A 26,793-nucleotide genomic window follows, 5' to 3' on the forward strand; every position below is an offset into this window, starting at 1 on the left:
CGGCCGCAGATCCATCTTGAATCGGGGCTTCAGCCCCAGAATGGCCGGATGTCAGCCGATCCCGTGGCCGTCGCCCCTTCCTTGGACCACGACATCAGCCTCGATCCGCCCGCACGTCCCCCCGGACCGCCGCTGGTGGTGCGGGCCGAACCGCTGCCCGAGATCCCCGGGGAGCTGCGGCGCCAGCTGGCCCGCCACCAGCTGCTGATCCCCCTGCTGCGCCAGTCGGTGATCGCCACGGCGGTGGCCGCGGTGACCCTGACGGAGGAGGAGCGGCAGAAGGCCCAGCAGGAGTGGGGGGCGAGCCACGGCCTTCGCTCCGCCGACGACCTGCGGGCCCACCTGCAACGCCACGAGCTGACGGAGGCCGATGTGCTCTGGCAGGCGGAGCTGCCGGCCAGGATCGAGCGCCACTGCCAGGAGCATTTCCTGCACCGGGCCGAGCAGCGTTACCTGGCCCGCAAGAACCAGCTCGACCAGGTGATCTACAGCCTGCTGCGGGTGGAGGACGGGGCCCTGGCCCGGGAGCTCTACCTGCGCATCGCCGAGGGCGAAGCCGATTTCGCCGAGCTGGCGGCCACCTACGCCAAGGGGCCCGAGCGCTCCACCCGGGGGGTGGTGGGTCCGGTGCCGCTGCTGCAGGCCCATCCCTCCCTGGCCGAACTGCTGCGCACCAGCCGCCCGGGCCAGCTGCACCCACCCCTGCGCATTGACCGCTGGTGGCTGGTGGTGCGGCTGGAGACGCTGCGCTCCGCCAGCTTCGACGACGCCATGCAGAAACGGATGGCGCGGGAACTGTTCGAGGAATGGGTGGATCAGGAAGTGGCCCTGCGGTTGCGTCCGGGGCAGGGGCGATGACCTCCACCGTGCCCGGGCGCACCGACTGGCTCACCCTGCCGCCCTTCGACGGCCTCTCCGCCGCCGGACGGGAGCGGCTGCTGGCGGAGGCCCGGCCCTGCCGTTTCCGCGTCGGCGAAGACCTCAGCAGCGCCGGCAGCATCGGCGACCGGGTGCTGGTGATCCTTGAGGGGGAGGCCCGCCTGCTGGCGGAACGGGACGGCCGGCCCTTCACCCTGGAGCGGCTCGGACCCGGCGCTGTCGTGGGTCTGGTGTCGCTGCTGCGGGCGGAGGGGATCGAGCCGGTGAGTGCCGCCTCCGATCTGCTGGCGACGGCGATCCCGGACACGGTGATGCTGGAGCTGCTGCTGGCCGAAAACGGGCTGCGCCAGTGGTGTGGCCGCCACCTGTGGACGGCGGAGCTGCATCAGCTGCTGCTGCGGCGGGAGGGGGCCGCCGCGGGCCGCTTCGAGCCCTCCCTCTGGCGGGAGAAGCTCGAACGCCTGGGTCCGCGGGCACGGGCGGTGCTGCCGGAGGCCGATGGGGCCGTCGCCCTGTCGGAGGGGGAGGAACTGCTGCTGGCCAGCGCCAACGTTCCCGGCCTGGCGATCGGCTCGGTGCTGAACCCTGCCGAACCCCTGCCCCAGCCCCGTCCCCCCCTGCCGCTGCGCCTGGTGGCCCTCACCGAGGCCGCTCCCGCCACCGAAGAGCGGGTCGCCACCAGTGGCGCCACCGCCGCCACCGGGGGCGCGGCCGGCCCGCTGGCGTCCGAAGCCGGCCCGGCCGGCAGCCCCCAGATCAGCAGCCTCGATCTGGGCCAGGACCGCAGCGACCGGGGCCTCACCCTGGTGCGGGGCAGCGGGCCGCTGGAGGAGACCCTGGCCTGCTTCCAGATGCTGGGCAAGCTGCTGGAGCTGCCGTACCGCCGCGACGCGGTGGACAAGATCCTGCGCGACAAGATGCGCCGCGGCCAGCCGCCGGATCTGCAGCTGTGCGGCCAGATCGCCGCCATGCTCGGCCTGCTGGTCACGGGTGCCAAGGTGCCGGCGGCCTCGGCCACCCGGCTGATCACCCCCTGCCTGGTGCCATGGAAGCAGGGCTTCGCCATCGCCACCGCCAGCAACGCCGCCGGCCTGCGGCTGGCCTCGCCGGCGGAGGGTTGGGTGCAGCTGAGCCCCGCCCAGATCGCCGAGCAGTACCCGGAGGGTCTGGAGCTGCTGCTGCTGGAGCGCAGCATCGACACTCCGGAGCAGACCTTCGGTCCGGGCTGGTTCTGGCCGGCCCTGAAGCGCTACCGGGGCATGTTGCTCCAGGTGCTGCTGGCCTCCTTCGTGGTCCAGCTGTTCAGCCTGGCCAACCCCCTGCTGATCCAGGTGATCATCGACAAGGTGATCTCCCAGCGCAGCCTCGACACGCTGCAGATCCTCGGCATGGCCCTGGTGGTGGTCACCCTGATGGAGGGGGTGATCGGCTCGCTGCGCACCTTCCTGTTCACCGACACCACCAACCGCATCGACCTGCGCCTCGGCGCCGAGGTGATCGACCACCTGCTGCGGCTGCCGCTCGGCTACTTCGACAAGCGCCCGGTCGGCGAGCTGGGCACCCGCATCGCCGAGCTGGAGAAGATCCGCAACTTCCTCACGGGCCAGGCCCTGATCACCCTGCTGGATGCGGCCTTCTCGGTGATCTACATCATCGTGATGGCGATCTACAGCTGGCTGCTGACGATCATCGCCCTGGCGGTGCTGCCGATCCAGGTGGGGCTCACCCTGCTGGGGGCACCCCTGTTCCGGCGCCAGTACCGCCAGGCGGCCGAGGAGAACGCCCGCACCCAGAGCCACCTGGTGGAGGTGCTCACGGGCATCCAGACGGTGAAGGCCCAGAACGTGGAGATGGTGAGCCGCTGGAAGTGGCAGGAGCTCTACGCCAAGTACATCTCCCGCACCTTCGAGAAGACGATCACCGGCACCTTCCTCAACGAGACCAGCTCGGTGCTGCAGAAGCTCTCCCAGCTGCTGGTGCTCTGGGTGGGGGCCACCCTGGTGCTCAAGGGGGAGCTCACCCTGGGCCAGCTGATCGCCTTCCGGATCATCAGCGGCTACGTCACCCAGCCCCTGCTGCGGCTCTCCTCCATCTGGCAGAACATCCAGGAGCTGCGGGTGTCGTTCGAGCGCCTGGCCGACGTGGTCGACACCCCGGAGGAATCCAGCGAAGCCGACCGGGGCCACATCCCCCTGCCGCCGGTGAAGGGCGACGTGGTGTTCGAGAACCTCAGCTTCCGCTTCAACCCGGGCGGGCCGGAGGTGCTCGCCAACGTGACGCTGCATGTGCCCCCGGGCACCTTCACCGGGATCGTGGGCCAGAGCGGCAGCGGCAAGAGCACCCTGATGAAGCTGCTGCCGCGCCTCTATGCCCCCAGCAAGGGGCGCATCCTCGTGGACGGCTACGACATCGACAAGGTGGAGCTCTATTCCCTGCGGCGCCAGGTCGGCATCGTGCCCCAGGACCCCCTGCTCTTCTCCGGCACCATCAGCGAGAACATCGCCCTCACCAACCCGGAGGCCCCCAGCGATGCCATCGTCGAGGCCGCCCGCATCGCCGGCGCCCATGACTTCATCATGGAACTCTCCGCCGGGTACAGCACCCAGCTGGGGGAGCGGGGCGCTTCCCTTTCGGGTGGGCAGCGCCAGCGCATCGCCATCGCCCGCACCCTGCTGAGCCAGCCCCAGCTGCTGGTGATGGACGAGGCCACCAGCGCCCTCGACTACGACACCGAACGCCAGGTGTGCGACAACCTGCGGGAGGCGATGAGCCAGAGCACCGTGTTCTTCATCACCCACCGCCTCTCCACCATCCGCCGCGCCGACCTGATCGTGATGATGCACCAGGGCGCCATCGTCGAGACCGGCACCCATGAGGAACTGATGGCCCTGAAGGGACGTTATTTCGCGCTCTATCGCCAGCAGGAGGCGGGCTGATGGCACGTCCCCCGCTGCCCACACCGGCCGGCCTGCTGCGCCGGGCCCAGAACGGCCTCGAGCGCAGCATCCACACCGACAGCGACGACGTGGTGCTGCAGCAGTCCCGCTTCTGGGCCCGCTCGATCACCTGGACCCTGATGGGGGTCACCCTGTTCGGCCTCGGCTGGCTGGCCTTCGCCCAGACCGAGGAGATCGTCACCGCCCCGGGCAAGCTCGAACCCCTGGGGGTGGTCAAGGACATCCAGATGCCGGTCGGCGGCGTGGTGGAGGAGGTGATGGTGAAGGAGGGCGAGCGGGTGGAGAAGGGCCAGGTGCTGCTGCGCCTCGACACCGAGGCCACCCTTGACCGCCGCCGCAGCCTGCAGCAGACCATCCGGTACAAGGAGCAGCAGCTGCGCCTGAAGAAGGTGGAGCTGGAGCGCTACCTGCAGTTCAACGACACCGAGCAGCGGGTGCTGCGCCAGAGCCTGATCCTGGAGAAGGACGTGCTCGGCCGCCTCGAGACCCTCAACAGGGAGGGCGCCACCGCCGAGCTCCAGTACCTCTCCCAGCGCAACAAGGTGCAGGAGGTGCAGGGCAAGCTGGAGGAGACCCGGGTCGACCGGCTGCGCCAGCAGGCGATCCTGCAGCAGGGCGTCCGCGAGATCCAGAGCGAGCTGGCCGACCTGCGCAGCAAGCTGACCGAGCTCAACGTCAACATCCGCTACCAGGCGATCACGGCCCCCGAGGCGGGGGTGGTGTTCGAGCTCAAACCCCGCTCCCGCGGCTTCGTCGCCCAGACCAGCGAACCGGTGATGAAGGTGGTGCCCTTCGACAAGCTGGAGGCGCGGGTGGAGGTGCCCAGCCGGGAGATCGGTTTCGTCTCCGTGGGCAAGGCCGCCGACATCAGCATCGATTCGTTCCCGGCCACCGATTTCGGCGTGCTGCAGGGCACGGTGCGGCGCATCGGCTCCGATGCCCTGCCGCCGGATCAAATGAACAACTTCTACCGCTTTCCGGTGGACATCCGGCTCAATTCCCAGCAGCTGAAGCTCAAGAGCGGCAAGGTGCTGCCGCTGCAGGTGGGCATGTCCCTCACCGCCAACGTCAAGCTGCGCAAGGTGACGTACCTGCAGCTGCTGCTCAGCGACTTCAAGGACAAGGCTGACGCTCTGCGGCAGATCTGAGCCGCTCCATGGCGATGTAGTGGTCGGGGATGATCCGCGGGCGCAGCCCCACCAGGGGCTCCAGCCACGGCAGCAGCAGACCGTCGAGGCCCCGGTTCACCAGAGCGCCGGCCACCCGGAAGGCCCGCCGCCAGCGGGCGGAAGGGGCGATCAGATGCAGGGCCCGGGGGTGCACGGGGCCGTCGATGGTCACCAGCCAGGAGGGATCCATCCCCGCCCGCCCCATGGCCACCGCGAAGCTGCGGCGGCTGTGGAAGCTGATGTGCTGGCCGTTGCCAAAGGCGTAGTACCACCAGTCCGGCCCGGGGATCTCCCCCTCCCGCCGCATCAGGGTGGAGAAGACGAACAGGGGCGTGGCCCCCACCTCGTCGCGCAGGAAGTCGGGGGTGGAGGGCACATGCTCGATCACCTCGAAGGCGGTCTTGCAGCCGATCGCCCCAGCGCCGGGGGGGCCGCAGAAGGGGCGGATCAGCTCCATGGCCGCATAGGCGTCGGTGCCGTGGAAATCGAAGCCGTGGTCGCGCAGCAGGCGCGGCAGCATGCCCAGGCCGGTGCCCAGGTCGCAGCCCGGCTCGCTGGCGCCGAAGCGGCCCAGCCGGCCGATCACCAGCAGCAGCCGCAGCAGGCGGGAGGCATGCAGGTTGCGGTCGACGTAGCCGGTGTCGCCGTAGAAGGAGTCCTCGTAGGCCACATCCAGCCAGGTGGGCTCGGCCAGGAACAGGAAGTCGCAGTCGCTGCAGTGGGCGAGTTCCGCCTCCACCAGGGCCTTGCTGACCCGCACCCGGCGCACCGAAGTGAGGTGGTCGCCGCCGCAGTTAGGGCAGGCGCCGGCTCTGGGGCGTGGGGGAGTCTCGGCCGTCACCATCGCTGGCCTGCATCGGAACCGGGGAGGCTACCCCGCGTTCCTCCAGGGCCTGGCGCACCTGGCGGCCCACCAGCAGCACCGCCGCCAGGGTGGCACCCGCCCCCGCCAGCCGCAGGGCCCAGGTGGCCCCGTCGGCCGGGCCGGCCAGCAGCGCCGAAAAGCGGCGCGGATCGCCGGCCGCCGCCCCCAGGGCGCAGAACAGCACGGTGCCGGGGAGGATGCCGATCAGGCCGATCGCGTAGTCCCGCTGGCTCACCTCGCTGAGGCCGTAGGCGAGGTTGAGCAGGCTGAAGGGGAAGGCCGGCGACAGGCGGGTGAGCAGCACCAGCACCAGGCCCTGGTGGCACACGGCCCGCTCCACCGCCTGCAGCCGCGGCGCTCCGGCCAGGCGGCGACGGGCCCAGCCCCGCCAGCGGCCACGCCCCAGCAGGAACACCGTCTGGGCCCCCAGGCAGGCGCCGGCGAACACCAGCACGCTGCCGCCCACGGGGCCATAGAGCACCCCGGCCAGCATCGAGGCCCAGACCCCCGGCAGCAGCAGGGTGACCCAGAGGGCATAGAGGGGCACGAAGGCCACGGCCCCGAGCGGGGAACGCAGCCAGGGCAGCAGCTGATCCGACAACCAGAGCGGGTCCATGGGGCCACCGTATCGACCCTGCCTAGGCTTGGGTTCTCTGCCCGTGTCGCCATGGCTGACCCGTCGGAGCTGGCGCAGCAGGTGGCCCGGGGGGCCCTGTTCCGGGGGCGCCACAGCGTCGCCGACCCGGGCGAACCCCTCGAGGCGGCCGTGGGCGGCACGGTGCTGGCGGCCGGCGGCGGCAGCACGGTGGGCTGGCAGCTCTGCCGCAGCAGCGAGGAGCTGGTCCGATCGCTGCACAACGGCAGTTCCATCGGGGTGGGCCTGGGGCCCCTGAGCCTGCTGCGGGCCAAGCGGACGTTCCGCGACGCCCTGAAGACCACCGCCTTCAGCCTGTCGCTGGTGGTCTGGGCCCGGCAGGTGAGCGCGGCGCTGGAGGTGGACCAGACCCGGCTGCTGGAGGGGGTGGCGGTGCCGGCCGATGCCACCGAACTCGAGGCCTTCGTGGCCCTGCACGGCGATGGCTTCGTGGCGGCGGCGGAGGTGGGCGGGGAGTGCCATGGGGTGTTCACCTTCTACGCCCAGTCGCGGGAGCAGGCCCGCCTGGTGGAGCGGCAGATCGACGCCGACCTGGGCCTCGGCGGCGTGAGCCTGAACCCCGCCCTGGTGGAGACGGTGACGTCAGTCGCCCGCAGCGCCGCGGTGAACCTCGGCTTCCGGATGCAGGTGATGGGCACCAGGGTCCAGCCGCCGGCCGATGCCGCTTCCCTGATCCCTTTCGCCCACGACTTCGCCCGGCTGCCGCTGGACCAGCCGGCGCTGATCGGGATGCGGACCCGGGGCTACGAGACGGTGCCGGCCATCGGGGCCGCCTTCGAGGCGGTGGCCGCCAACCGGCGGCTGTTCAGCGGCGGCGCCCCGGGCGCCGGCCTGCTGGAGCGTCGTGAGCAGGTGGTGGGACTGCTCCGCCAGATGGACTGGGTGGCGGAGACGTACCGGCTCTATGGCGTCACGCCGGACCCGACGCTGGCCGACCGGCGCGCCGCCGCCGCCGCCGATCGCCACGCCATCGACGCCTGCCGGGCCGCCTACCGGTCCGCCGCCGCCAGCCCCCTGGAGGTGCCGGAGCTGCCGTCCCTGGCGGCGGGGAGCCCCGAGCTGAACGTGACCCTGGCCGAGGAGCTGCCCATGGGGGGCAACGGCGGCGCCCCCTTCGCCTTCCCCGGGCGGGCCGACGCGATCCGCCGGCGGCAGCGGCTGGTGGAGGTGGGGCTGCGCACCGGCTCGCGGGTGGACCAGATCCGGCTGCGCTATGCCGGCGAGGACAGCGCCCCCGAGCCGGAGGCCCATGGCGGCGGCGGCGGCGGCGACCGGGGCCGGCTGGAGCTGGCGGAGGGCGTGACGATCCGGCGCATCGAGGGCCTCAGCGGCACCCGGGTGGATCGGCTGTTCCTCACCAGCAGCGACGGCCAGCGCATCGGCGGCGGCGGCGATGCCGGCGACCGTCCGGTCGACTGGACGGTGCCCGAGGACTGCGTGGTGCTGGGCTTCAGCGGCCGCAGCGGCCGCGAACTCGATGGCCTGCGGGCCGTGGTGGCCCGCTTCGGGCCCCTGACCTGGCAGCCGCTGGCGGAGAACGGGGAGGACGCCGGGTAGGTTGACGGCCGCCGCAGGGCCGCGCCGATGGAGATCAGCCTGCTGGGCACGGGCCTGCTGGGGGCGGCCATCGGCGAACGGCTGCTGGCCAGCGGGAACCGGCTCACGGTGTGGAACCGCCATCAGGAGCGCTGCGGGCCGCTGCAGGCCCTGGGGGCGACGGTGGCCGCCACCCCGGCCGAGGCCGTGGCCGCCTCAGATCTGGTGATCACAGTGCTGAGCGACGGCCCCACCACCGGCGCCGTGCTGCTGGAGCAGGCCGGCGCGGCGCTGGCGGGCCGGCTGGTGCTGCAGGTGGCCACGATCGCGCCCCAGGAAAGCCAGGAGCTGGCCGCCGCGCTGGCGGAGCGGGGCGCGGAGCTGCTGGAGCTGCCGGTGCTGGGCAGCCGGCCGGAGGCCCTGGCCGGCACCTTGCAACTGATGGTGGGCGGCGAGGCGGCGGCCCTGGAGCGGGCCCGGCCTGTGCTGATGGTTCTGGGCAGTGAACCGCGGCTGCTGGGCCCGGTGGGGGCGGCGCTCACCACCAAGCTGGCCCTCAACCAGCTGATCGCCAGCCTCACCCACAGCTTCAGCCTGAGCCTGCATCTGGTGCAGCGAGCCGGGGTGGACGTGGAGGCCTTCATGGCGATCCTGCGCGCCAGTGCCCTGTACGCCCCCACCTTCGACAAGAAGCTGGCCAAGGAACTGGCCGACGACTACGCCAACCCCAACTTCCCCACCGGCCACCTGCGCAAGGACCTGCTGCTCTTCCTGAAGGCGGCCCGGGGCCTGGGGCTGGAGACGGCGGGCCTCGATGGGTTGGCGGTGCTGCTGGAGAGGGCGACGGATGCCGGGTTGGATGGGCTGGATTACAGCGCGCTCCACCGGCTGACGGCGGGGGCTTAGCTGGGGGAACGGGACTTGTGCATCAGAATGAACAAGTGGTTCACGGGTCCGAGAACCACTTGTTCACGGTGGACAACTCGATGTGAGACAGAATGCGATGCAGCGACAATCGAACGACTTACCCCTACGGACTCGCAGTGGTTCACGGAAGCGAGGTATTCCAAGGACGTGGTTCTCGGAAACCATCCAATAAGCGTTGGCTGGACCGCGGACTGCCCCTTCAAAGATAAGTTTTTAAATGAATCATCCGTGAAACCTAATAATTACCTGCCGGCAATAAAAAGGAAGCACATCCACTCGATCACAATGGGATCGCTTGGAAAGTTTTCCCGCGGCAAGTTCTTGGCAGCCTCGGCAATTGGCGGTATCACCGTCTTTTTGCCAGAATTCCTACGTGCTGCGAAAGCTGGATCCATGACGTTCACGATCCTGCATACCAATGACATGCACGCGAGTTTCATCGGCATGGGTCCGTCCGCGGATTACACCCCGTTCACCTTGAACGACGACACGACCCGTGGCGGCTATGCGCGGCTAGCCAGCCTGATCGCTCAGCGCACCGCTGCGCGCAAGAGTCAGGGGCCTGTGTTGGTGCTGGATGCCGGTGACTACAGCATGGGCACGGCGTTCAGTGCCGCCACGCGCGAGACAGGTGGTGAATTGCATCTGATGGGAAAGATGGGCTACGACGCCACCACCTTCGGCAATCACGAGTTCGATCTCGGGCCAGCCGGCCTGGGCAGCTCCATCGGCGCCGCCGTCAAGGCGGGCCCCATCCCAGCCATACTCGCTGCGAACACAAACTTCTTGGGCAGCGATCCCAGCCTGGCCGACCTTCAGGCGCTGACCCGCAAGGGTGTGATCCGCCGCTACAAGGTGATCGAGCGGGGCGGGCTTCGCTTCGGCATCTTTGGCGTCCTTGGCAAAGAGGCCATGATCTACACCAGTGGCGGGGCCACGAGCTTTGCCGATCCCACCACGGCGGCAAGAGAGGTGGTGAAGATCCTGCGCGAGGCGGAAAAGGTTGATGTCGTGATCGCGCTGAGCCATGGAGGCGTGGAGAAAGGCCTAGATGGCCGCTACGTAACTGGAGAAGACGTGCAACTGGCCAAGGATGTACCTGGGATTGATGTTGTGATCAGCGGCCACAGCCACACCGAGCTGAAGGAACCGATCATCGTGAACGGCCGCACGCCAGTGGTACAGACCGGGAAGGAAAGCAACAATCTCGGCGAGTTGCTGATAGAGCTGGATGGCAACAAGCTGACCGTGACTTCCTACCGACTCCTACCCATTGATGACAGCATCCTCGGTGATCAGAGGATCGGGAAGGAGATCGATCAACTCAAGGAGTCGGTCAGCGCAGCCGCGTTCGCTTCACGGGGCTACAGCATTGACCAGCCACTGGCCATCGCCTCCCGTGATCTGCCCAATACCTTCACAGACATCGCTGCCGGCACCCTGCTGGCGAATCTGGTCACCGACTCGTTCCGTGCTGCCACCAAGGCCGACATTGGCTTCACCGCCAACGGCATGATGCGCGCCGGGCTTCTGCGTGGGAAGACGGGTGTCGTCTCCGTCTATGACGTGTTCGCAGTAGCACCACTTGGCTCGGGCGTGGTGGATCCAACCCCAGGCAGTTCGTTGGTGACCGGATACTTCAATGGCCAGGATCTCAAGAACCTGCTGGAATTCCTGCTCATCGATAACGCAGCCCATCCGGGAGAGTATTTCCCCAGAGCCTCTGGCATGCGCTTTCGCTACGACATCACGCGACCCAGGTTCGACGTCGTAACGGCCATCGAACTGGGCGACCTCGACAGCGGCTACAAAGCCATTGACATCAGCGGAAAGGATGGAAGTCTCTACAGCCTGAGCTGCCCGCTGATGCTCGGACCGATCATCGTGGCCATTCCCAAGTACACAAAGGGAAAACTCGCGCTGGTACCTAAGAAGAAGGATGGCACTCCCCTCACTTCCAAAGTGGACGCACTAGAGCTACCACGCCAGAATCCTGGGTACCTACTGCCGCCGCCCGGAACGACGGATGTGGAGAGTATTGCCAAGGGGGTAGGCAAAGACGCGACTTACGAGATCAAGGAATGGCAAGCGATCATGGACCATCTACGTCGTTTGCCGGTCATGGTCAAGGGCGAGTTACCTGTGATTCCCACAGATGAGCGCGCTGCCGAGGTGCGGGCAATCAAAATGGGTTAAAGGTTCCCGTCGGTGAGCATAGCAGCGGTGAGCAAGAAACGATGTCTCGAACAGATGGCTGGTTCAAGCACCGAGGCCCTGATTCAGTCAGCCAAGGGCGCAAAATGAGCTGCAGTAGGTAGTCTAGCCAACAAGCCCCTGGAGTGGACAGGCCGCCGGCGAGTCGACTTCAATCTCGTTAGCTTTGTGCCTGCCACTCAGGGGCAGCGTTCGAAGGATGAGGCACCTTTCCTGGCAGAGGGGGCTATGTGCTAAGAAATGCCTCTGAAGACTAGCGTCTAAATGCAATCGCAAAGAGAAAGTTGCTGTTCAATCAAGGATTGCTCGAGGCGTGATGGTCTCTCAGTTGGCTTAACTTGTGGCGGGCAAGATCCTAGTTCTGTACGTACTCGCATGAGAATTCTGCCTAAATAGTTACTCCCTTGCAGGCATTCAATCCTGGCAGCACGAGGATTCTTGGCCTGACAAGCTACAGGATCTACCATCCCCCAAAACGGATCGTTCCATCCAGTAGTGTGCTCAATAAGCGGGCGATCCCCAGTTTCCAAAAGTGCCTCGGCCATCCGAGGATTTCGTTGGAACTTTTGGCGAACCAGATCTTCCATAATGGAGACCTTACAGTGATCCCAGTTGGCCAACATGACTGGCAGAGGTTGGCGCCAACCTGCTGCCACCCAAGCCTTCCTAGACCTAGAATGACCTAAAGTGCGTGCACGCTGAGCAGGTGAGTTAGGCAAACCTCTGCGATCTAGCTGCTCCTGTAGTTCACTTATAAACTTGGCAACCGCTAAATCCTTAAACTTAGCGGCAACATAAGCTTGTTCGACCGACGGGAAAGGGACTTCGCGCCAGATTACTGGATTATCCAATGGCGCGTAATTGCTTAGAATCAGCGTTGCCTCGAAATCATTGCCGAAAAAGTTGGTCCCATCTGGATAGCGTTTCCGGTTGGTCGCACCGCCAAATAAGATTGGATTCATTGTCTATAGCCGGCCGGATCATGAGTAAGCTCATAAAGCAAACGCTGGTGAAAAGCTTTGTTGCTTGAGTCAACATTAGATGCTGCGATCTTCACTGCAATCTCTCTCTGGCGAAGATCAAGGAGAAAGCGCATTAAGAATTGACGTGCTTTGTATTGATCATAATCTGACTGTCCGCGTAAGAGGCCTCCAAGCCAGTTGCCTACCGGATCATCACGCATCACTCGCTCTGCTTGCTTCGCATATATCTCAGCTTTGTGCACGAAGTCTCGCGCCATATCATAATGAGAGTTAACTGCGTTGGCGAGCTGCTCTGCATCAGCCTGAATTACATCACCAACGCGATTAGATGACGTCAACGACATTTTGGGGTGAAGGGGTGCGTTGGCAAATGCCCAGTATGTCAGAGGACTCACATGTGCAGCAGGAACGGCCTGATGGACAGCCAAGGTAGCGGCAAACAGCGAAGTTCCTTGACCTACAGAGTCATCCAACAAAACAACAACACTACCTGGTGGAGGAGGGTTCTGCCATGTCAATGTTCCGTAGTCTTCCGAGATTGTTCGGTTACGCCCTAAACCGTACTCGTCAAGGCGTTCTATGAAGTTGCTATTTCCAGCAAAGCGACTAATCTTACGGGGTACGCCACTAAGAATGATCTCATCAACACCTGAAAAGACCTTGGTGAGGTCACTATCCGGCTGCTGATCGAAAATGCTGGTCCGTGACGGCGGAGGCGTGCTCTTTGATCGACGCAAGAAGTTATTCAGCCTGAACCGCCCACCTGACATCAGCTCTATTGCCTTGGCAACATGCCCCATTGGCTCGTGCTGCATGTCACATGAGATTCGCCGAGGGACTAGGACTAGATTTGCATCTACAATCCCCGCATCTACAATCTCGTTAATCAGAACACCAGCTATGTCATGAATATCGCTGCGAGTTGGATTTCGTGATTCTTCGAAGCGAGCATTACGTGCTTTATCGAGGAACTTTTCTTTGATGTATGGGATCTGAGTATCTGCTGCATGCAGCCCCCTACAAGGCCCCAGATCTCCTTGTCAAGTGGATAGCCTCGAGAATTCCTCTCAATTCTGCTATGGCCATGGGTAGCCCGTTGCTAAGGCCCTCTACAAGGGTCCAAGCTTTTGAGACGAAATGAGTATATTGCTGCCTTCCATGGGTAGGGCGCTCAGACTGGTTGATAGTAAGCTCAGTTTCGTATTGGCATGCGTTAGCTTCCGAAGTGGACTCCGAGACTGTCTGACATACAATAGAGTACGATATCAAATCTTGTTCTTTAGAGTGCGCATCGTTGATTGCTTCAGATAAGTTAGCGTTGCTTGCTAGGTCTGCATTCGTATTGCGCTGGGAACGTGGGTGCTTACCTGAAGATTGACTGCAGGTATTCATCGGATCAATTGGGTATAGCAAACCCTCTTCTCGGAGATTGTAAGATTCTTCAAAAAAGCCTAGCGTTCTCAATTCTTCATATGCATCAGCTATATCCCATACTGATGTCTCAAACAGGTTTTCGGTATTCCAATAGTTATCGAAGTCTCCTCCTCCGGAGATATCGCTGAACTCATCTGGCTTATCTGGTATCGCATAATGGTATACCCCCTCATGACTCATCCAGCAAAGCTCTGGCCTGAGCGCCTCCTCCTCATCGTCATGCATATCGCGTAAAAGGCTCAATGCCCATTGTAGCCATCTGCATGATGCACGCAACTCCTTCTTTCATGGTTAACGGATCTTCGGTTACTGCATTGTTGTGATTTAGTGAATCTCGGGCTAATCCTTACTTGTAATGACCTTGATATTTATCTGGCAGGCCTATGTGGCATGCTGGCTCGATTTGACGCCATGGATCGTCGTCAAGAATGATGTACTGGTGTAATCGTCGGTTAGCTGAAGACGCTGACTCGAATGGCTTGAAGCTACTCTCTTGCCAGTGAAAGAGGTGGCAATGCCTCGTCACATCGTTGCAAGACTGACCTTATGCCTGCCCTTGCGAAATGATAGGGCCTAGGTCAGAAGATGATTCTGATGATAAGGAGTTACGCGGAGTCTGTTTGAGTTATGGACAAGAAGCGAGAGTTGCGAGGACTCTCCATTCAGTACGGCACCTTCGAACATTCCCCTGGAGTGGACAGGCCGCCCTTGATAGTGCGCCGATAGCATTAGCTACTTGCCTGCCACTCAGGGGCAGCGTTAGGCCCACCCAGAACAGCCAGAGCCCTGAGCTTGACAATCCGCTTTCCCGTAGCTACAGTAAAGCTCGCGCATCGTCTTCGACCCGGATAAAGACGCGACCAATCACAGTAAGCACGGGGTCTCCTTGGCTGCGGCTGCTGAGCTTGATTGGGATGCGGCGCTGGCCTGGATCGATGATCGAGCTGATTACGGAGAGCAGAGAATCGTTGCCTTGGCTCCGATGGGAGACAGGCTCTTCTTTGTAGTCTTCGTTGACCGAGATGAAGCCACAAGGGTTATCAGCCTGCGCAGAGCCAATCACCGTGAGGTCAGTCACTATGTCAAAGCCATCCAAGAAGGTCTCGATCAGGATGCCGACACCTGAAGAGGATCATCAGATAACTCAAGCTGCGTTTAATGATCCAGATGCATTGCCACTTACGGACAAGCAGATGAACCGGATGGTTCCATTGAAGACTATTAGAGGACGCCCAAGACTGGCGAATAAAAAGCAGCTTGTTTCCATCCGATATAGCCCTGAAGTGCTTGAGTATTTCAGGGCATCCGGCGCTGGCTGGCAATCGCGGATGGATGAGGTGTTAAAGAAGTATGTGGAATCACGGTCTAGCTTTGATTCAGGGGGGGTTTAGCACGGCCATGCACCTGAGCCGCCACCGCAGGATCCTTACTCCCATGGACACACTTCTGTTCAAGATCTTTGTGGCCAGGTGATGGCCAGCGTTATGCAGAGAAGAAAGAGACGTCGGCCAGTTGCAGCGATGGCCGACGGTATCAATGTATTTGAGGCACACCCCTTCATTACATCCTGCATGTCTCCGGGTTGCGGCAACAGCTACGCAGGAACTATCATTGATCGCATTGGCTCGCTTCCTTAGCATGACAATGAGCTACTGTCCACTACTTCCTATATGGCTGTGACAGAACCGACCATTGAAGTGTCAAGTCAACAGCTCGAGCTTGACAGCTCCGCCGTAATCGACGACTCCGAAATTCTACAGGAGGCGGATTACAAGACCCTTGATGATCCGCAGTCAGAATCAGATCCGATTGGGTACTCAGGTACCGATTTTGACGTGGAAGGACTTGTACGGCGCTTACAACGCAGGGACATTGTTGTTCCAACCTTTGGACATGGGGACGCAACTGTCGAAACGGCTGGGTTCCAGAGAAATTTTGTCTGGCGTAAACCTCAAATGGATCGCTTTATCGAATCTCTCCTTTTAGGGTATCCGGTTCCAGGAATCTTTCTGGTTCAGCAGCGCGATAAGCGCTATTTGGTTTTAGACGGGCAGCAGCGCCTTCAGACTCTTGCACACTTCTACGAAGGCACCCACGCCGGAAGACAGTTTTCTCTCGAGAGCGTATCCAATGCTTTTCTTGGGCTGACTTACAATACACTTGAGGATACGCTGCGACGAACGCTTGATAATTCATTCATTCAAGCAATTGTTGTCCGTACAGATGGCACAGCAGCATCTCTCGAGTCGGTTTATCAAATTTTTGAAAGGCTCAATTCAGGAGGGACACAATTAACGGCTCACGAAATTCGTGTTGCCCTATATGCCGGGACGCTGATAGACTTTGTCGCAGAGTTAAACAGGACTAATGCTTGGCGAAGTCTCTACGGTGCCGTCTCGCCACGCCTGCGTGATCAAGAGCTTATCCTGCGTATTATGGCACTATTCGTTACCCCTGGTACTTACAAAAGACCCCTAAAGCAGTATCTCAATGGCTTTGCAGGCGCACATCGTGATTGCACCTCCCTAGCGATCACAGATTTTCGCCGGTTGTTTGAGGATGCCTGCAAGGTCATATACGATGCGGATGGTCAACCAGCGTTTCGTCATACAAGTGGCCAAGTCAACGTTGCACTCACGGAAGCTGTAGTTGTAGGCATGATGCGTCGCCTTGAAGCCGGAGCTCCACCCACCGCAATGTCTGTAAAAGCAGCGATTGAAAGACTCAAGCAGGACCCTGGGTTTGTCTTGGCTATTACTCGTGCAACTGCCGATGAAGAGAATTTGAGAACACGCCTCGCTCGTTCTACACATATCCTCGCACAAAGCTAACTGAGTATGCGTGGAGTTAAGACATGGCCGCCATGGAGCGTGACGAGCTTGCGTGAAAAACTGGATGACCTTGCGATAATAGTCGAAAACTCAAAAGGAATGGATCCGGTCGTCCTAACATGGATGTCAAGGATGCTAGTGATACGAAGCAGTGGGTATCTTGAGCAAACCGCCAAGGAAGTTTGCTTTTTCCATGTTGAAAGTAGATCTGGAGGTATTGTTCGTTCATTCGCTCAGTCGTGGCTGGAGAAGAGTCGTAACCCTTCGCCAGACAATCTCTGTGACTTAGTCGGCCGCTTTGATGGCTCCCTACAAAATGAACTCGTCGAACTCCTTGACAAAGATGACCAACGCCTCCGGCGTGAGCTTGCATTCTTGGTGGATCGTCGAAACAGGATTGCTCATGGCCTCAACGAGGGTGTGGGCCGTGAGAAGTCACTCGAACTAAAGGTGGTTGCTGTTGAACTAAGTGATTGGCTCATACTCCGGTTCAATCCGTTGTAGAGTGATACCATTCTCAATGACGAAAGCGTGCCTGCATAACATCAAGATACAGCGGACGGGAGCAACGATTCCATCCTGCACGCTATTGACTCCTGCCCGCCGCTGATCTTGAGCGTTATCCCGCGAACTAAACCTTAATCCAAGCTACCTTCATTAACCCAGATGCTCAGCCTGAGTGGACAGGTCTGCATTGAATCGCAAGGCCGTTCAGGCGATGTCGTCATCACTCTCCCCGGCGGCGAAGTGCGCTTCTGGTGGGAATTCGGCGGTGGCACCTGCATCGCCATCGTCCAGGTGCCGGATCCGCAGCAGTGGGAACAACAGGCCCTGCTCCATCCCTATCCGCGGGTCGCGTTTCTGGAGGCCCTGGCAGCGGAGCTATCGGCTCTGCAGTGCCCCGCCGCAACCCACAAGATTTCCGAGAACGTCCTCGAATTCCATCACTGAAGGGTGCTCAGGCGTTGGCCGGGCCCCCTCAGCCCAGATCCGCCAGCCGCTGCCGCGCCAGCGCCGCCTGGGCCTCCGCTTCGGCCAGGTTGGCCCGGCATTCGGCCACCACCTCCGGCGGCGCCTTGCCGGCGAAGTTGGGGTTGGCGAGGCGGCCGGCCAGGCCGGCGATCTCCTTGGTGGCTTTGGCGATGTCCTTCTCCATGCGGGCGCGGAGAGCGTCGAGGTCGACCAGTCCCTCCAGGGGCAGCAGCACCTGCAGCTCACCGCTCACCGCCGCCAGGGCCCGGGCCGCGGGGCGCTCGGCTGCTGCCGCCGGATCCAGCACGGTGACGCTCTCGGCGCGGGTCAGGGTGGTGATGTCGGCGCTGCCCTCTCGCAGCACCACCGCCAGCTGCTCGCGGCCGGTGATGAACAGCACCGGCGCCCCCTGGTTGGGCTTGAGGCCCGCCACGGCCCGCAGGTTGCGCACCACCCGGATCGCCTCGATCAGCTCGGCGAAGGAGGCCTCCAGGCCTTCATCGAGGGCGGCATCGTCGGCCGCTGGCCAGGGCTGCAGGGCCAGGAAGGTGCCCTCGGGGGCGCCGGTGAGGCCATGCCAGAGCTCCTCGCTCAGGTGCGGCATCAGCGGATGCAGCAGCACCAGCAGCTCCGCCAGAACCTTGGCCAGCACCTGCCGGGCGACCCGCTGGTCGGCCAGGGATTCGGGGCTGATGGGCTCGCCTTCCACGGCGGGGCGGGGATTCAGGCGCCGTTTGAGCAGCTCGATCGTCCAGTCGCAGACCTCGTTCCAGGCGAACTCGTAGAGACCCTTGGCGGCTTCCCCCAGGCCGTAGCTGGCATAGCGCTCCGCCGTCTCCCGCTTCACCCGCTCCAGCCGCGACAGGATCCAGCGGTCGGCCAGCTGCAGCTGCGCCGGGTCCGGAGCGCCCAGGCTGGCGGGCGTCTCCCCACCCAGGTTCATCAGGGCGAAGCGGGTAGCGTTCCAGAGCTTGTTGGCGAAGTTGCGCGCCGCCTCCACCGTCGCCGAGCTGCCGTCGCTGCGGTCGTAGTCGAGGCGGATGTCCTGGCCGGCGCCGGCCACCTCCCGCACCAGGGCGAAGCGCAGGGCATCGGCGCCGTAGCGTTCGATCAGCGGCAGCGGATCGATGCCGTTGCCGGCGCTCTTGCTCATCTTGCGGTTGTTCTCGTCCCGCACTAGGCCGTGGATCATCACGTCGGCGAAGGGCATCCAGGCCTTGCCGGCGCCGAGGGGCTGCATGGCGCCCGCCAGCATCGTCATGCGGGCCACCCAGAAGAAGATGATGTCGAAGCCCGTCACCAGCACGCTGGTGGGGTACCAGCGGGCCAGATCGGCGGCCTCGCCCTCGGGCCAGCCCATGGTCGAGAAGGGCCACAGGCCGCTGGAGAACCAGGTGTCGAGCACATCCGGGTCCTGCTCCAGCTGCAGCGACCGGCCGACGGCCCGGGACGCCTCGCCGTAGGCCGCTTCGGCCTTGGCGGCGGCCTCGGCCCCATCGCGGGCCACCACGTAGGGGGTGGCCTCGGTGATCACCCCTCCCGTCTCACTCACCACGAACCAGGCGGGGATGCGGTGGCCCCACCACAGCTGGCGGCTGATGCACCAGTCGCGGATGTCGGTGAGCCAGTCGCGGTAGACCTTCTCCCAGCGCTCGGGCACGAAGCGGGGCGCGCCGCCGTCGAGGGCCTCGCGGCAGCGGGCCGCCAGCGGCTCGGCCTTCACGAACCACTGGGTGGAGAGCAGGGGCTCCACCGGCACCTTGCCCCGATCCGAGAAGGGCACGCTGTGGCGGTGGGGCTCCACCTTCACCAGGAACCCCTCCGCCTCCATCGCCGCCACCACCGCCTTGCGGGCCTCGAAGCGGTCCAGGCCGGCGAAGCGCCCCGCCGCCGCGTTCATGCTGCCGTCCTTGGCCATCACCGTGATCAGGGGCAGGCCGTGGCGGCTGCCGATGGCGAAGTCGTTGGAGTCGTGGGCGGGCGTCACCTTGACGCAGCCCGTGCCGAAGGCCGGATCCACGTGCTCATCCGCCACGATCGGGATCTGGCGTCCCACCAGGGGCAGGGTGATCGTCTGCCCCACCAGGGCGGCGTAGCGCGGGTCGGTGGGGTGCACGGCCACGCCGGTGTCCCCCAGCAGGGTTTCGGGGCGGGTGGTGGCCACCACCAGGTGGTCGGTGCCGTCGGCGGCGGGGCCGCCGCTGAGCGGATAGCGGAAGTGCCAGAGGTGCCCGTCCATCTCCTTCATCTCCACCTCCAGGTCGCTCACCGCCGACCCCGAGGCCGGGCACCAGTTGACGAGGTATTCGCCGCGGTAGATCAGCCCCTGCTCGTGCAGGCGCACGAAGGCCTCCGCCACCGCCGCGCTCAGGCCCGGATCCAGGGTGAAGCGCTCCCGGCGCCAATCCACCGAATAGCCCAGCCGGCGCAGCTGGCCCACGATCGTGCCGCCGCTCTCCCCCTTCCAGCTCCAGGCCCGCTCCAGGAAGGCGTCGCGACCCAGATCCTCCTTGCTGCCGCCCTCGGCCTTGATCTGCTTCTCCAGCAGCGTCTGCACCGCGATCGAAGCGTGGTCGGTGCCCGGCAGACACAACACGTTCTTCCCCTGCAGGCGCTGGAAGCGCACGATCGTGTCGATCAGGGCGGTCTCGAAGCCGTGCCCCATGTGCAGGCTGCCGGTCACGTTCGGCGGCGGGATCACCACCGAGAACGGTTCACCCGGCACCTCCGGATCGGGGTGGAAGGCGCCGGCCGCCTCCCAGGCCGCCTGCCAGCGCGCCTCGGTGGCGGCCGGGTCGTAGGTCTTGGGCAGGGAGGACTCGGTCACGGGCTGGGCGCGGGCAGTGGGCCCATGGTCTCAAAGCGGTCGTGGCTCAGCGCCCCGGCTCGGGCTCCAGCTCCACCCGGTTGCGCCCCAGCTCCTTGGCCCGGTACAGCACCCGGTCCAGCCGATGGAACCAGGCCTCGGCGGACTCCCGCGGCCGTCGCTGCACCACCCCGGAGCTGATCGTCACCCGTCCCACGGCCGGGAAGGGCTCCGCCTCCACCCGTCGCGCCAGCTCCACCAGCACGTGGTCGCCGGCCAGATGGCCGAAACGGTCGTTGACATCCTTGAAATGGTCGATGTCGAAGAGCACCAGGGACAGCTCATCGCCGTAGCGGTCGGCGCGGTCGATCTCCCGGCGCACCCGTTCATCCAGTTCCCGCCGGTTCCAGAGCCCGGTGAGTCCGTCGGTGGTGGCCAGCCGCACCTGCGTCCGGTTGGCCGCCAGCAACGCCTGGTTGGCCGCCTCGGCCTCCGCGCGGGCCTGCTGCAGCTCGAGCGCCGTGCGCTTGCGCTCCGTGATGTCCCGGCTGACCCCCAGCAGTTCCAGAAAGGCCCCCTGCTCATCCAGCACCGGCAGGGCGATGACGTCCATCCCGACGGTGGAGCCGTCCCGGCAGTAATACTCCAGCTCGCCGCGGAAGGACTGGGGCGGTCGGCCGGCCCGCAGATCCTCGATCAACTGGGTGAAGTAACCCAGGGAGATCGCCAGGGACTCGGGGGGGTGGATCCGCTCGATCGGCTGGGCCATCGCCTCCTCCGGCGTCAGGCCCCCCCGTTTCGCGGTGCGGAAAACGTTCACGCGGAGCGCGGCTCCGGAGCCACCCGGTCCCCGTAGCCTCCTCCCATGGCAGACGGCTGGGAATCACGGCTGGAACGCTGGCGGCAGGCGGGCCTGATCGATCCGGCCGGCGCCGAGGCGATCCTGGCCTGGGAGAGGGCCCAGCCGGGTCGCCGCCGGCTGCGGGTGCCGGTGCTGGTGGCCGTCGCCCTGGGCGGCGTGCTGGTGGCCGCCGGACTGCTGCTGTTCGTCTCCACCCACTGGGCGGCCCTCGGGCCCGGTCAGCGCTTCGGGCTGCTGCTGGCCCTGGTGGTGGGTCTGCACGGGGGCGGCGCCGCCCTCGAGAACCGCTTCCCGCCCCTGGCGGTGAGCCTGCACGGCGTGGGCACGGTGGCCCTGGGGGCGGGCCTGTTCCTGGCGGGCCAGCTGTTCCACCTCGAGGCCCACTGGCCCCTGGGGCTGCTGCTCTGGGCCATCGGCGCGGGCCTGGGCTGGGCCCTGCTGCGCCAGTGGCCCCAGCTGGCGCTGCTGGCCCTGCTGGGGCCGGCCTGGCTGGTCGCGGAATGGCAGCGGGCCGTCGACGCCGCCACCGAGGGACTGCAGCGGGGATCCGGGGAGCCGACGGTCGTGCTGGCCCCGGCGGCGGGCCTGCTGCTGCTCAGCCTCTGTTATCTGGCGGCGCCGGCGGGGGCGGGCGCCGTCCCGGCGCCGCGGCGGGTGCTGCTCTGGCTCGGCGGGCTGGGCCTGCTGCCGACGGGCCTGCTCTGGCAGCTGTTCAGCCACGGGGGACCCACCTCCGCCCCCCTTCCCCTGCCGCTGGCGGCCGTCGGCTGGGCGGTGGCCCTGGGGGCACCGCTGCTGCTGGGCCTGCGCCTGCGGGGCCGGCGCGCCTGGCCCCTGGCGGTGGCGATCGGCTGGCTGCTGCCGGGGGTGGCACTGGCCTGGGGCACCCACCAGGGCGCCGGCGTCTTCCCCTATCTGTGGTGGGCCGTCGGCGGTCTGCTGCTGGTGGCCTGGGGTGTGATGGAGGGCCGCTCCGAGCGGGTCAACCTCGGCGCCGCCCTGATCGCCGTCGTCGTGCTGGCCTTCTACGTGTCCCAGGTGATGGACAGCCTCGGTCGCTCCGCCAGCCTGATCGGCCTGGGGGTGCTGTTCCTCGGCGGCGGCTGGGGCCTGGAGCTGCTGCGCCGCCGGCTCGTGGCCCGCGCCGTCGGCCGGGGGACCCCATGATCCCCGGGCCGGGGCGGGGTCTGCTGCTGGCCCTGCTGCAGGGCGGCCTGCTGCTGAGCCTGGCGGGCCAGCTGCTGCTGGATCGGGCCACCCGGCCCCGGGGCTGGATCCTGAGCGAACCGGTGGATCCCCACCTGCCGATCCGGGGGCGTTACGTGAACCTGGCCCTGCTGGTGCCGGCCCCCGAACCGCCCGCCGGCCAGGCCAGGCCCTGGTCGGGGGAGCGGCTGGTGCTGCGCAGCGAGGCCGACCGGGTGCGGGCCGCGCTGGCCGGACCCGCCACCCCCCGCTCCAAGAGCCTTGCGGCGACACCGCAGGGCGAACGCTGGCGCCTGGTGCCGTCGGTGGCCTACTTCATCCCGCCCGGGGTGGCGGATCCCTCCCGCCGCCCGACCGGCGAGCAGCTCTGGGTGGAGGTGACCCTTCCGGCCCAGGGTCCGCCCCGGCCGATCCGGCTGGGGGTGAAGCGGGGCGAGGGGCCGATCATCCCCCTGGCGCTGCGCTGAAGCTGGCCCTGGGCAAAGTCTGACCCTGGACACTGCCCGGCCCCGGCAGCCCGCCTAACCTCCGCCGATGGCCACCGCCCCGCCGCTGGAGTTCCTGCCCCCCCGCCTGGATGGCCGGGTGCTGGCGCTGGGCCGGCTGGTGCTGCCGCTCTGGCTGCGGTGGCGCTGCCGGATCACGGCGGTGGAGGTGGAGGGCATGGCCACGCTGGTGGAGGCGATGCGCTCCTTCCAGGCCGGGGAGAGCCGGCTGCTGCTCGCCTTCCGGCACCCGAGCCTCGACGATCCCCTGAGCATGGCCCAGCTGCTGTGGGTCGAGCTGGCCCGGGCCGGCCGGCGGCAGGGCCTGCGCTTCGATCCGGCCCCCACCGGCCAGTTCCTGTTCGACCGCGGCATCCCCCTCTGGGCCGGGCCGACCATGGGGTGGCTGTTCACCCACCTGGGGGGCGCCTCGATCCAGCGCAGCAAGCTGGATCTGCCCGCCCTGCGCACGGCCCGGAAGCTGCTGCTGGAGGGACCCCACCCCTTCGCCCTGGCGCCGGAGGGGGCCACCAACGGCCACAACGAGCGCCTCAGCCCCCTGGAGCCCGGCACCGCCCAGCTCGCCTTCTGGACGGCCGCCGACCTGGCCGAGGCCGGACGCCACGAACGGATGGATCTGCTGCCGATCGGCCTGCAGTACGGCTTCATCGAGCCGGTCTGGGGGCCGATCGAGGCCCTGCTCTGCCGCCTGGAGGAGGGGGCCGGCCTGGTCCCCGATCCCCGCCACGACCTCGACCCCTCCCGGCTGCATGGGCGGCTGGTGCGCCTCGGGGAGCGGATGCTCGAGCAGATGGAGGCCTTCTACCGCGACAAGGTGCACCTGGCCCTGCCCGAGGACCGCGATCCCGCCGCGGCCACCGCCGCAGACAGCGCCGACCCGGAGTCCGCCCCCGGCTTCGGCCCCCGGCTGCAGCGACTGATGGATCTGGCCCTGCGGCGGGTGGAGCAGTCCTTCGGCATGCAGCCCTGCGGCAGCCTCACCGACCGCTGCCGGCGCCTGGAGCAGGCCGGCTGGGACCGGCTCTACCCCGCCCGGCCCCCCGACGCCGAGCCCCCCAGCCCCCTGGCCCGGGCCCTGGCCGACCGGCTGGCGGAGGAGACCGGGGCCCAGCTGTGGCACATGCGCGTGGTGGAGTCCTTCGTCGCCGTGAGCGGCAGCTACGTGCGGGAGCGGCCGAGCCAGGAGCGTTTCGCCGACACCCTGCTGCTGCTCTGGGACACCCAGTGCCGGATCCAGGGCCAGACCGCCAACCAGCGCCCCCGGCTGGGGCGCCGGAAGGTGCGGATCAGCATCGACCGGCCGATCGAGGTGGACGGGCGCCTCGCCGACTACCGCCGCGATCGGCGCCGGGCCGTGCAGGCCCTCACCGAGGAGCTGCAGCAGCGGCTGGAGGGGCTGATCGTGCCCTCGCCCCTCGACTGACCACCGGACCGGGGCTTCAGCCGGCGGCGAGGCGCGCCACGTAGGCGTCGAGGCTGCCGGCATTGATCCAGCCGGTGGCGATGGTCTTGGTGTGGGTCTGGCTGACGCGGCCCCGGTGCAGGTGGGAGAGGCCGGCGGGGAAGATCGCCAGCTTGCCTTTCACGGCTTCCTCGTGGTGGTCCTGCCAGTGGAATTCGGTGCCGCCGTCGGGGACGGTGTTGAGGTAGAGGATCCAGGCCAGGACGCGCCGGATCGGCTCGGTGGCCTCGTCGCTGGTGTTCCAGTCGCAGTGCCAGCTGTGGAACCCCTCCCCCGGCGCGTAACGCTGCAGGTTGAAGATCGGGTTGACGAACAGGGAGCGCTCCGGGCAGCAGGAGAGGAACAGGGGGCGTTCGGCCAGGTAACGCTTCAGGCCGACGGAGACGCCGCGCATGATCACGTCCGCCAGGCCCTGGGCCTCGGGGTCGGAGCGGTCGATCCACACCAGGCTGATGTCGGTGGAGACCTTGCCGGGAGCGTCCGGTGCCCCGGCCGCCGCACCGCTGCCCGGGTTGCCATCGCTGTCGAAGCCGAAGGCGACCCCGCGGCGCTGCAGGTCGGTGCGGCGGTCGAAGAAGGCCATCGCCGCATCGGCCAGGGCCAGATAGCCGGGATCCTCGAAGCTGGCGATCAGCCGCATCCGCGCCCGGCACCTCAGCCATGGAACCTAGAACGGAGGCCCGAAGACCACCGGAGGTGTCGTCGGTGTCTTGACGGGGCCCGCGGGATCGGCAGAGTGCCGCCTGACGCCCCCCTCCGGACCAGCCTGCCGATGTCGCCATCGCCGCGGACCACCGCCTCCCGCCAACACCCCCTGCGGCAGGGCCAGGGGCTTCTGGGCCTGGCCCTGGGGGCCTGGGCCGGGGCCGGCCTGCTGGCGGCGGGCGCCCCCGCCGACGCCGCTCCCTACCGGGCCCGGACCCTGGTGACGGGGCTGGAGAACCCGCGCGGGCTGACCATCGCCCCGAACGGCAACCTCGTGCTCAGCGAAGCGGGCCGGGGCGGCGGCGGCCCCTGCCTCGTCGCCGGCAGCGGCAACACCCTCTGCTACGGCACCACCGGGGCCGTGGGCCTGTTCGACCGCTCCACCAACGTCTATTCCCGGGCGCTCGCCAACCTGCCCTCCCTGGCGGACCAGTCCTCCCCCCTGTTCCTCGAGGGGACGGGCCTGGCGGACCTCGCCTTCAACGGCTCCGGCCAGCTCTTCGGCGTCTTCGGCTTCGGCGCCAACCCCACCCTGATCCCCGCCGCCGGCAGCCCCCTCTTCGGCAGGACGGTCGCCATCGACCTGGCCGCCGGCAGCCTGACGCCCCTGGCCGACATCGCGGCGTTCGAAGCGACCCAGAACCCCGACGGCCAGGATCTCAACAGCAATCCCTTCGCCCTGGTGGTGCGCGGGGACGACACCTACGTCACGGATTCCGGCGGCAACAGCCTGGTGAAGGCGGACGGCGCCAACCAGGTCTCGCTGGTGAACGTGTTCCCGCCGGAGCTCGTCACGCCCCCGCCGTTGCCATTCCCCCTCCCCCCCGAGTTCCCGGCCCAGGCCGTGCCCACCGGCATGACCATCGGCCCCGACGGGGCGCTCTACATCACCCAGCTCTCCGGCTTCCCCTTCGCCCCCGGCAGCGCCGATGTGTTCCGCTACGACTTCACCAACCCGGTGACGAAGTTCGCCGGCGGCTTCAGCAACCTCATCGACATCGCCGCCGGTCCGGATGATGCGCTCTACCTGCTCCAGTACAGCGATGACTTCTTCGGACCCCCGTCGGGCAGGGTCCTGAGGCTGGGCCTCGACGGCAGCGTCCGGTCGATCTTCGACGATCTTGTGAGTCCCACCGGGCTGGCCGTCGGCCGCGACGGCACGATCTACGTGGCCAACGACGGGGACGGGGTGAACGGCGAGCTGCTCGCCCTCACGCCGGTGCCGACCCCCGGCCCCCTGCCCCTGCTGGGGGTCGGCGTCGCCTTCGCCCAGGCCCGGCGGCTGCGGCGCCGCTGCGGCGGCCTCACCCGGGCCCGTTCCGCCACGGCACGGCGACCAGTGCCTCCAGCGACTGCCAACGGAGGCGATCGTCCGTCACCAGGGGGCTGAGACCCACGGCCTCGAGGGCGGCGGCCACCCGCTCCACAGCGATGGGCTCCCGGGCTCCGGCTCCGGGCCCGGCCTCCAGGGGCAGCAGCAGCACCTGCTGCTCGGCCGGATCGGCCATCACCCGCAGGTTGAGCTCGGGGAGCTCCCGCTCGAAGAACAGCCGCCGCATCCGCCCCGTGAGCGCCGGACCCAGGGCGGCCGCGAAGGCCTCCAGGGCCCGGGCCTCGCCGGAGCAGCCGCAGCTCAGCGCCAGCCAGATGAGCAGCTTGGCCCAGCTCTCCGCCGTCCACGGGGGCGGGAAGCTCTGCCGGTGCTGGCGCACCAGCTCGGCGATGGCGAAGTCGAACAGGGTGCCCTGCAGGGAGGCCACCGATGGCAGGGGTTCCTGATCCATCCGGCCATCCTGACGGTCAGGGGGCAAACTGCAGGGGCAA

The 26,793-nt window shown here is 66.3% G+C and carries 24 protein-coding genes; 15 read left to right on the forward strand and 9 right to left on the reverse strand.

The genetic code is table 11. The features are described 5' to 3' along the window. The first annotated feature begins 48 nt into the window (after positions 1 to 48). Genes L107_RS01665 through L107_RS01675 form a run of 3 tightly spaced genes read left to right on the forward strand, consistent with a single transcriptional unit; the run spans position 49 to position 4,984 of the window. Positions 49 to 858 (forward strand): peptidylprolyl isomerase, encoded by an 810-nt coding sequence (locus L107_RS01665; protein ID WP_159816155.1) that lies wholly within the window; start codon positions 49 to 51, stop codon positions 856 to 858. After that, positions 855 to 3,815 carry an ABC transporter transmembrane domain-containing protein gene (locus L107_RS01670; RefSeq protein WP_159816156.1) on the forward strand — a complete coding sequence of 987 codons (2,961 nt, stop codon included), beginning with the start codon at positions 855 to 857 and terminating at the stop codon, positions 3,813 to 3,815. The genes L107_RS01665 and L107_RS01670 overlap by 4 nt, the downstream gene beginning before the upstream one ends. Continuing rightward, complete coding sequence (locus L107_RS01675; protein WP_159816157.1) at positions 3,815 to 4,984, forward strand: HlyD family secretion protein; 1,170 nt, start codon at positions 3,815 to 3,817, stop codon at positions 4,982 to 4,984. The genes L107_RS01670 and L107_RS01675 overlap by 1 nt, the downstream gene beginning before the upstream one ends. Here the strand turns inward: L107_RS01675 and L107_RS01680 are convergent. Both L107_RS01680 and L107_RS01685 read right to left on the reverse strand, forming a co-directional pair. After that, on the reverse strand, positions 4,950 to 5,846 hold the full coding sequence (locus tag L107_RS01680) for a class I SAM-dependent methyltransferase (RefSeq protein ID WP_159816158.1): 897 nt from the start codon (positions 5,844 to 5,846) through the stop codon (positions 4,950 to 4,952). The two genes, L107_RS01675 and L107_RS01680, sit on opposite strands and share 35 nt — an antisense overlap. Then, positions 5,800 to 6,486: a TVP38/TMEM64 family protein gene (locus L107_RS01685; RefSeq protein WP_159816159.1), complete on the reverse strand. Its 687-nt coding sequence runs from the start codon at positions 6,484 to 6,486 to the stop codon at positions 5,800 to 5,802. Before L107_RS01685 ends, L107_RS01680 begins: the two co-directional genes overlap by 47 nt. 51 nt (positions 6,487 to 6,537) lie before the next feature. Between L107_RS01685 and L107_RS01690 the strand changes: the two genes are divergently transcribed. From L107_RS01690 to L107_RS01700, 3 genes are all read left to right on the forward strand, one after another. Continuing rightward, entirely contained in the window at positions 6,538 to 8,082 is a 1,545-nt protein-coding gene (locus L107_RS01690) for a hypothetical protein (protein WP_159816160.1), read from the forward strand. A gap of 27 nt (positions 8,083 to 8,109) precedes the next feature. Next, positions 8,110 to 8,967 (forward strand): NAD(P)-dependent oxidoreductase, encoded by an 858-nt coding sequence (locus L107_RS01695; protein ID WP_159816161.1) that lies wholly within the window; start codon positions 8,110 to 8,112, stop codon positions 8,965 to 8,967. Between the two features lie 414 nt (positions 8,968 to 9,381). Continuing rightward, positions 9,382 to 11,184, forward strand: a complete 1,803-nt coding sequence (locus tag L107_RS01700) for a bifunctional UDP-sugar hydrolase/5'-nucleotidase (protein WP_159816162.1) — start codon at positions 9,382 to 9,384, stop codon at positions 11,182 to 11,184. Positions 11,185 to 11,462: 278 nt separating this feature from the next. Here L107_RS01700 and L107_RS16975 read toward each other — a convergent pair whose 3' ends face one another. From L107_RS16975 to L107_RS01715, 3 genes are all read right to left on the reverse strand, one after another. Next, positions 11,463 to 12,164, reverse strand: coding sequence for an NADAR family protein (locus L107_RS16975; protein ID WP_159816163.1), 702 nt, complete (start codon positions 12,162 to 12,164; stop codon positions 11,463 to 11,465). Next, on the reverse strand, positions 12,161 to 13,000 hold the full coding sequence (locus L107_RS01710; RefSeq protein WP_159816164.1) for a hypothetical protein: 840 nt from the start codon (positions 12,998 to 13,000) through the stop codon (positions 12,161 to 12,163). Before L107_RS01710 ends, L107_RS16975 begins: the two co-directional genes overlap by 4 nt. Before the next feature lie 202 nt (positions 13,001 to 13,202). Next, positions 13,203 to 13,844: a hypothetical protein gene (locus tag L107_RS01715; RefSeq protein WP_159816165.1), complete on the reverse strand. Its 642-nt coding sequence runs from the start codon at positions 13,842 to 13,844 to the stop codon at positions 13,203 to 13,205. 661 nt (positions 13,845 to 14,505) lie between these two features. Between L107_RS01715 and L107_RS16980 the strand changes: the two genes are divergently transcribed. The 5 genes from L107_RS16980 to L107_RS01735 all read left to right on the forward strand — a co-directional run bounded on the left by L107_RS16980 (position 14,506) and on the right by L107_RS01735 (position 17,401). Beyond that, positions 14,506 to 14,745, forward strand: a complete 240-nt coding sequence (locus L107_RS16980; RefSeq protein WP_370515316.1) for a BrnT family toxin — start codon at positions 14,506 to 14,508, stop codon at positions 14,743 to 14,745. Next, positions 14,732 to 15,010, forward strand: a complete 279-nt coding sequence (locus L107_RS01725) for a BrnA antitoxin family protein (protein WP_201295773.1) — start codon at positions 14,732 to 14,734, stop codon at positions 15,008 to 15,010. Before L107_RS16980 ends, L107_RS01725 begins: the two co-directional genes overlap by 14 nt. Before the next feature lie 279 nt (positions 15,011 to 15,289). Beyond that, positions 15,290 to 16,450, forward strand: a complete 1,161-nt coding sequence (locus L107_RS01730) for a DUF262 domain-containing protein (RefSeq protein WP_159816167.1) — start codon at positions 15,290 to 15,292, stop codon at positions 16,448 to 16,450. A gap of 6 nt (positions 16,451 to 16,456) precedes the next feature. After that, positions 16,457 to 16,954, forward strand: a complete 498-nt coding sequence (locus tag L107_RS16985; protein ID WP_370515317.1) for a HEPN domain-containing protein — start codon at positions 16,457 to 16,459, stop codon at positions 16,952 to 16,954. Between the two features lie 162 nt (positions 16,955 to 17,116). Continuing rightward, entirely contained in the window at positions 17,117 to 17,401 is a 285-nt protein-coding gene (locus tag L107_RS01735; RefSeq protein WP_159816168.1) for a hypothetical protein, read from the forward strand. A 28-nt stretch (positions 17,402 to 17,429) separates the two neighbouring features. Here L107_RS01735 and L107_RS01740 read toward each other — a convergent pair whose 3' ends face one another. Next, entirely contained in the window at positions 17,430 to 20,249 is a 2,820-nt protein-coding gene (locus tag L107_RS01740; protein WP_201295774.1) for a valine--tRNA ligase, read from the reverse strand. 46 nt (positions 20,250 to 20,295) lie between these two features. Further along, complete coding sequence (locus L107_RS16860) at positions 20,296 to 21,048, reverse strand: sensor domain-containing diguanylate cyclase (protein WP_159816169.1); 753 nt, start codon at positions 21,046 to 21,048, stop codon at positions 20,296 to 20,298. A 45-nt stretch (positions 21,049 to 21,093) separates the two neighbouring features. Between L107_RS16860 and L107_RS01750 the strand changes: the two genes are divergently transcribed. The 3 genes from L107_RS01750 to L107_RS01760 all read left to right on the forward strand — a co-directional run bounded on the left by L107_RS01750 (position 21,094) and on the right by L107_RS01760 (position 24,225). After that, positions 21,094 to 22,257 (forward strand): DUF2157 domain-containing protein, encoded by a 1,164-nt coding sequence (locus L107_RS01750; RefSeq protein WP_159816170.1) that lies wholly within the window; start codon positions 21,094 to 21,096, stop codon positions 22,255 to 22,257. Then, a complete protein-coding gene (locus tag L107_RS01755; RefSeq protein WP_159816171.1) occupies positions 22,254 to 22,763 on the forward strand; it encodes a hypothetical protein in 510 nt (169 codons plus the stop codon). Before L107_RS01750 ends, L107_RS01755 begins: the two co-directional genes overlap by 4 nt. A 67-nt stretch (positions 22,764 to 22,830) precedes the next feature. Further along, positions 22,831 to 24,225 (forward strand): 1-acyl-sn-glycerol-3-phosphate acyltransferase, encoded by a 1,395-nt coding sequence (locus L107_RS01760; RefSeq protein ID WP_159816172.1) that lies wholly within the window; start codon positions 22,831 to 22,833, stop codon positions 24,223 to 24,225. A gap of 16 nt (positions 24,226 to 24,241) precedes the next feature. Here L107_RS01760 and L107_RS01765 read toward each other — a convergent pair whose 3' ends face one another. Further along, positions 24,242 to 24,904 carry a 2OG-Fe(II) oxygenase gene (locus L107_RS01765; RefSeq protein ID WP_159816173.1) on the reverse strand — a complete coding sequence of 221 codons (663 nt, stop codon included), beginning with the start codon at positions 24,902 to 24,904 and terminating at the stop codon, positions 24,242 to 24,244. Between the two features lie 132 nt (positions 24,905 to 25,036). Between L107_RS01765 and L107_RS01770 the strand changes: the two genes are divergently transcribed. Next, positions 25,037 to 26,359: a ScyD/ScyE family protein gene (locus tag L107_RS01770; protein ID WP_159816174.1), complete on the forward strand. Its 1,323-nt coding sequence runs from the start codon at positions 25,037 to 25,039 to the stop codon at positions 26,357 to 26,359. On the opposite strand, the gene L107_RS01775 is transcribed toward L107_RS01770, so the two are convergent. Beyond that, entirely contained in the window at positions 26,274 to 26,753 is a 480-nt protein-coding gene (locus L107_RS01775; protein WP_159816175.1) for a protein phosphatase, read from the reverse strand. The genes L107_RS01770 and L107_RS01775 overlap by 86 nt on opposite strands. Between the last annotated feature and the right edge of the window lie 40 nt (positions 26,754 to 26,793).

It is taken from the genome of Cyanobium sp. Copco_Reservoir_LC18 (genome assembly GCF_009834675.1).
In the GTDB taxonomy this organism is placed as follows: domain Bacteria; phylum Cyanobacteriota; class Cyanobacteriia; order PCC-6307; family Cyanobiaceae; genus Cyanobium; species Cyanobium minutissimum.

Coding starts and splice junctions, on each gene's coding strand:
- L107_RS01665 (WP_159816155.1), top strand. CDS start 49: ATGTCAGCCGATCCCGTGGCCGTCGCCCCTTCCTTGGACCACGACATC.
- L107_RS01670 (WP_159816156.1), top strand. CDS start 855: ATGACCTCCACCGTGCCCGGGCGCACCGACTGGCTCACCCTGCCGCCC.
- L107_RS01675 (WP_159816157.1), top strand. CDS start 3,815: ATGGCACGTCCCCCGCTGCCCACACCGGCCGGCCTGCTGCGCCGGGCC.
- L107_RS01685 (WP_159816159.1), bottom strand. CDS start 6,486: ATGGACCCGCTCTGGTTGTCGGATCAGCTGCTGCCCTGGCTGCGTTCC.
- L107_RS01690 (WP_159816160.1), top strand. CDS start 6,538: ATGGCTGACCCGTCGGAGCTGGCGCAGCAGGTGGCCCGGGGGGCCCTG.
- L107_RS01695 (WP_159816161.1), top strand. CDS start 8,110: ATGGAGATCAGCCTGCTGGGCACGGGCCTGCTGGGGGCGGCCATCGGC.
- L107_RS01700 (WP_159816162.1), top strand. CDS start 9,382: ATGACGTTCACGATCCTGCATACCAATGACATGCACGCGAGTTTCATC.
- L107_RS16975 (WP_159816163.1), bottom strand. CDS start 12,164: ATGAATCCAATCTTATTTGGCGGTGCGACCAACCGGAAACGCTATCCA.
- L107_RS01710 (WP_159816164.1), bottom strand. CDS start 13,000: ATGCAGCACGAGCCAATGGGGCATGTTGCCAAGGCAATAGAGCTGATG.
- L107_RS01715 (WP_159816165.1), bottom strand. CDS start 13,844: ATGCATGACGATGAGGAGGAGGCGCTCAGGCCAGAGCTTTGCTGGATG.
- L107_RS01725 (WP_201295773.1), top strand. CDS start 14,732: ATGCCGACACCTGAAGAGGATCATCAGATAACTCAAGCTGCGTTTAAT.
- L107_RS01730 (WP_159816167.1), top strand. CDS start 15,290: ATGGCTGTGACAGAACCGACCATTGAAGTGTCAAGTCAACAGCTCGAG.
- L107_RS16985 (WP_370515317.1), top strand. CDS start 16,457: ATGCGTGGAGTTAAGACATGGCCGCCATGGAGCGTGACGAGCTTGCGT.
- L107_RS01735 (WP_159816168.1), top strand. CDS start 17,117: ATGCTCAGCCTGAGTGGACAGGTCTGCATTGAATCGCAAGGCCGTTCA.
- L107_RS01750 (WP_159816170.1), top strand. CDS start 21,094: ATGGCAGACGGCTGGGAATCACGGCTGGAACGCTGGCGGCAGGCGGGC.
- L107_RS01755 (WP_159816171.1), top strand. CDS start 22,254: ATGATCCCCGGGCCGGGGCGGGGTCTGCTGCTGGCCCTGCTGCAGGGC.
- L107_RS01760 (WP_159816172.1), top strand. CDS start 22,831: ATGGCCACCGCCCCGCCGCTGGAGTTCCTGCCCCCCCGCCTGGATGGC.
- L107_RS01765 (WP_159816173.1), bottom strand. CDS start 24,904: ATGCGGCTGATCGCCAGCTTCGAGGATCCCGGCTATCTGGCCCTGGCC.
- L107_RS01770 (WP_159816174.1), top strand. CDS start 25,037: ATGTCGCCATCGCCGCGGACCACCGCCTCCCGCCAACACCCCCTGCGG.
- L107_RS01775 (WP_159816175.1), bottom strand. CDS start 26,753: ATGGATCAGGAACCCCTGCCATCGGTGGCCTCCCTGCAGGGCACCCTG.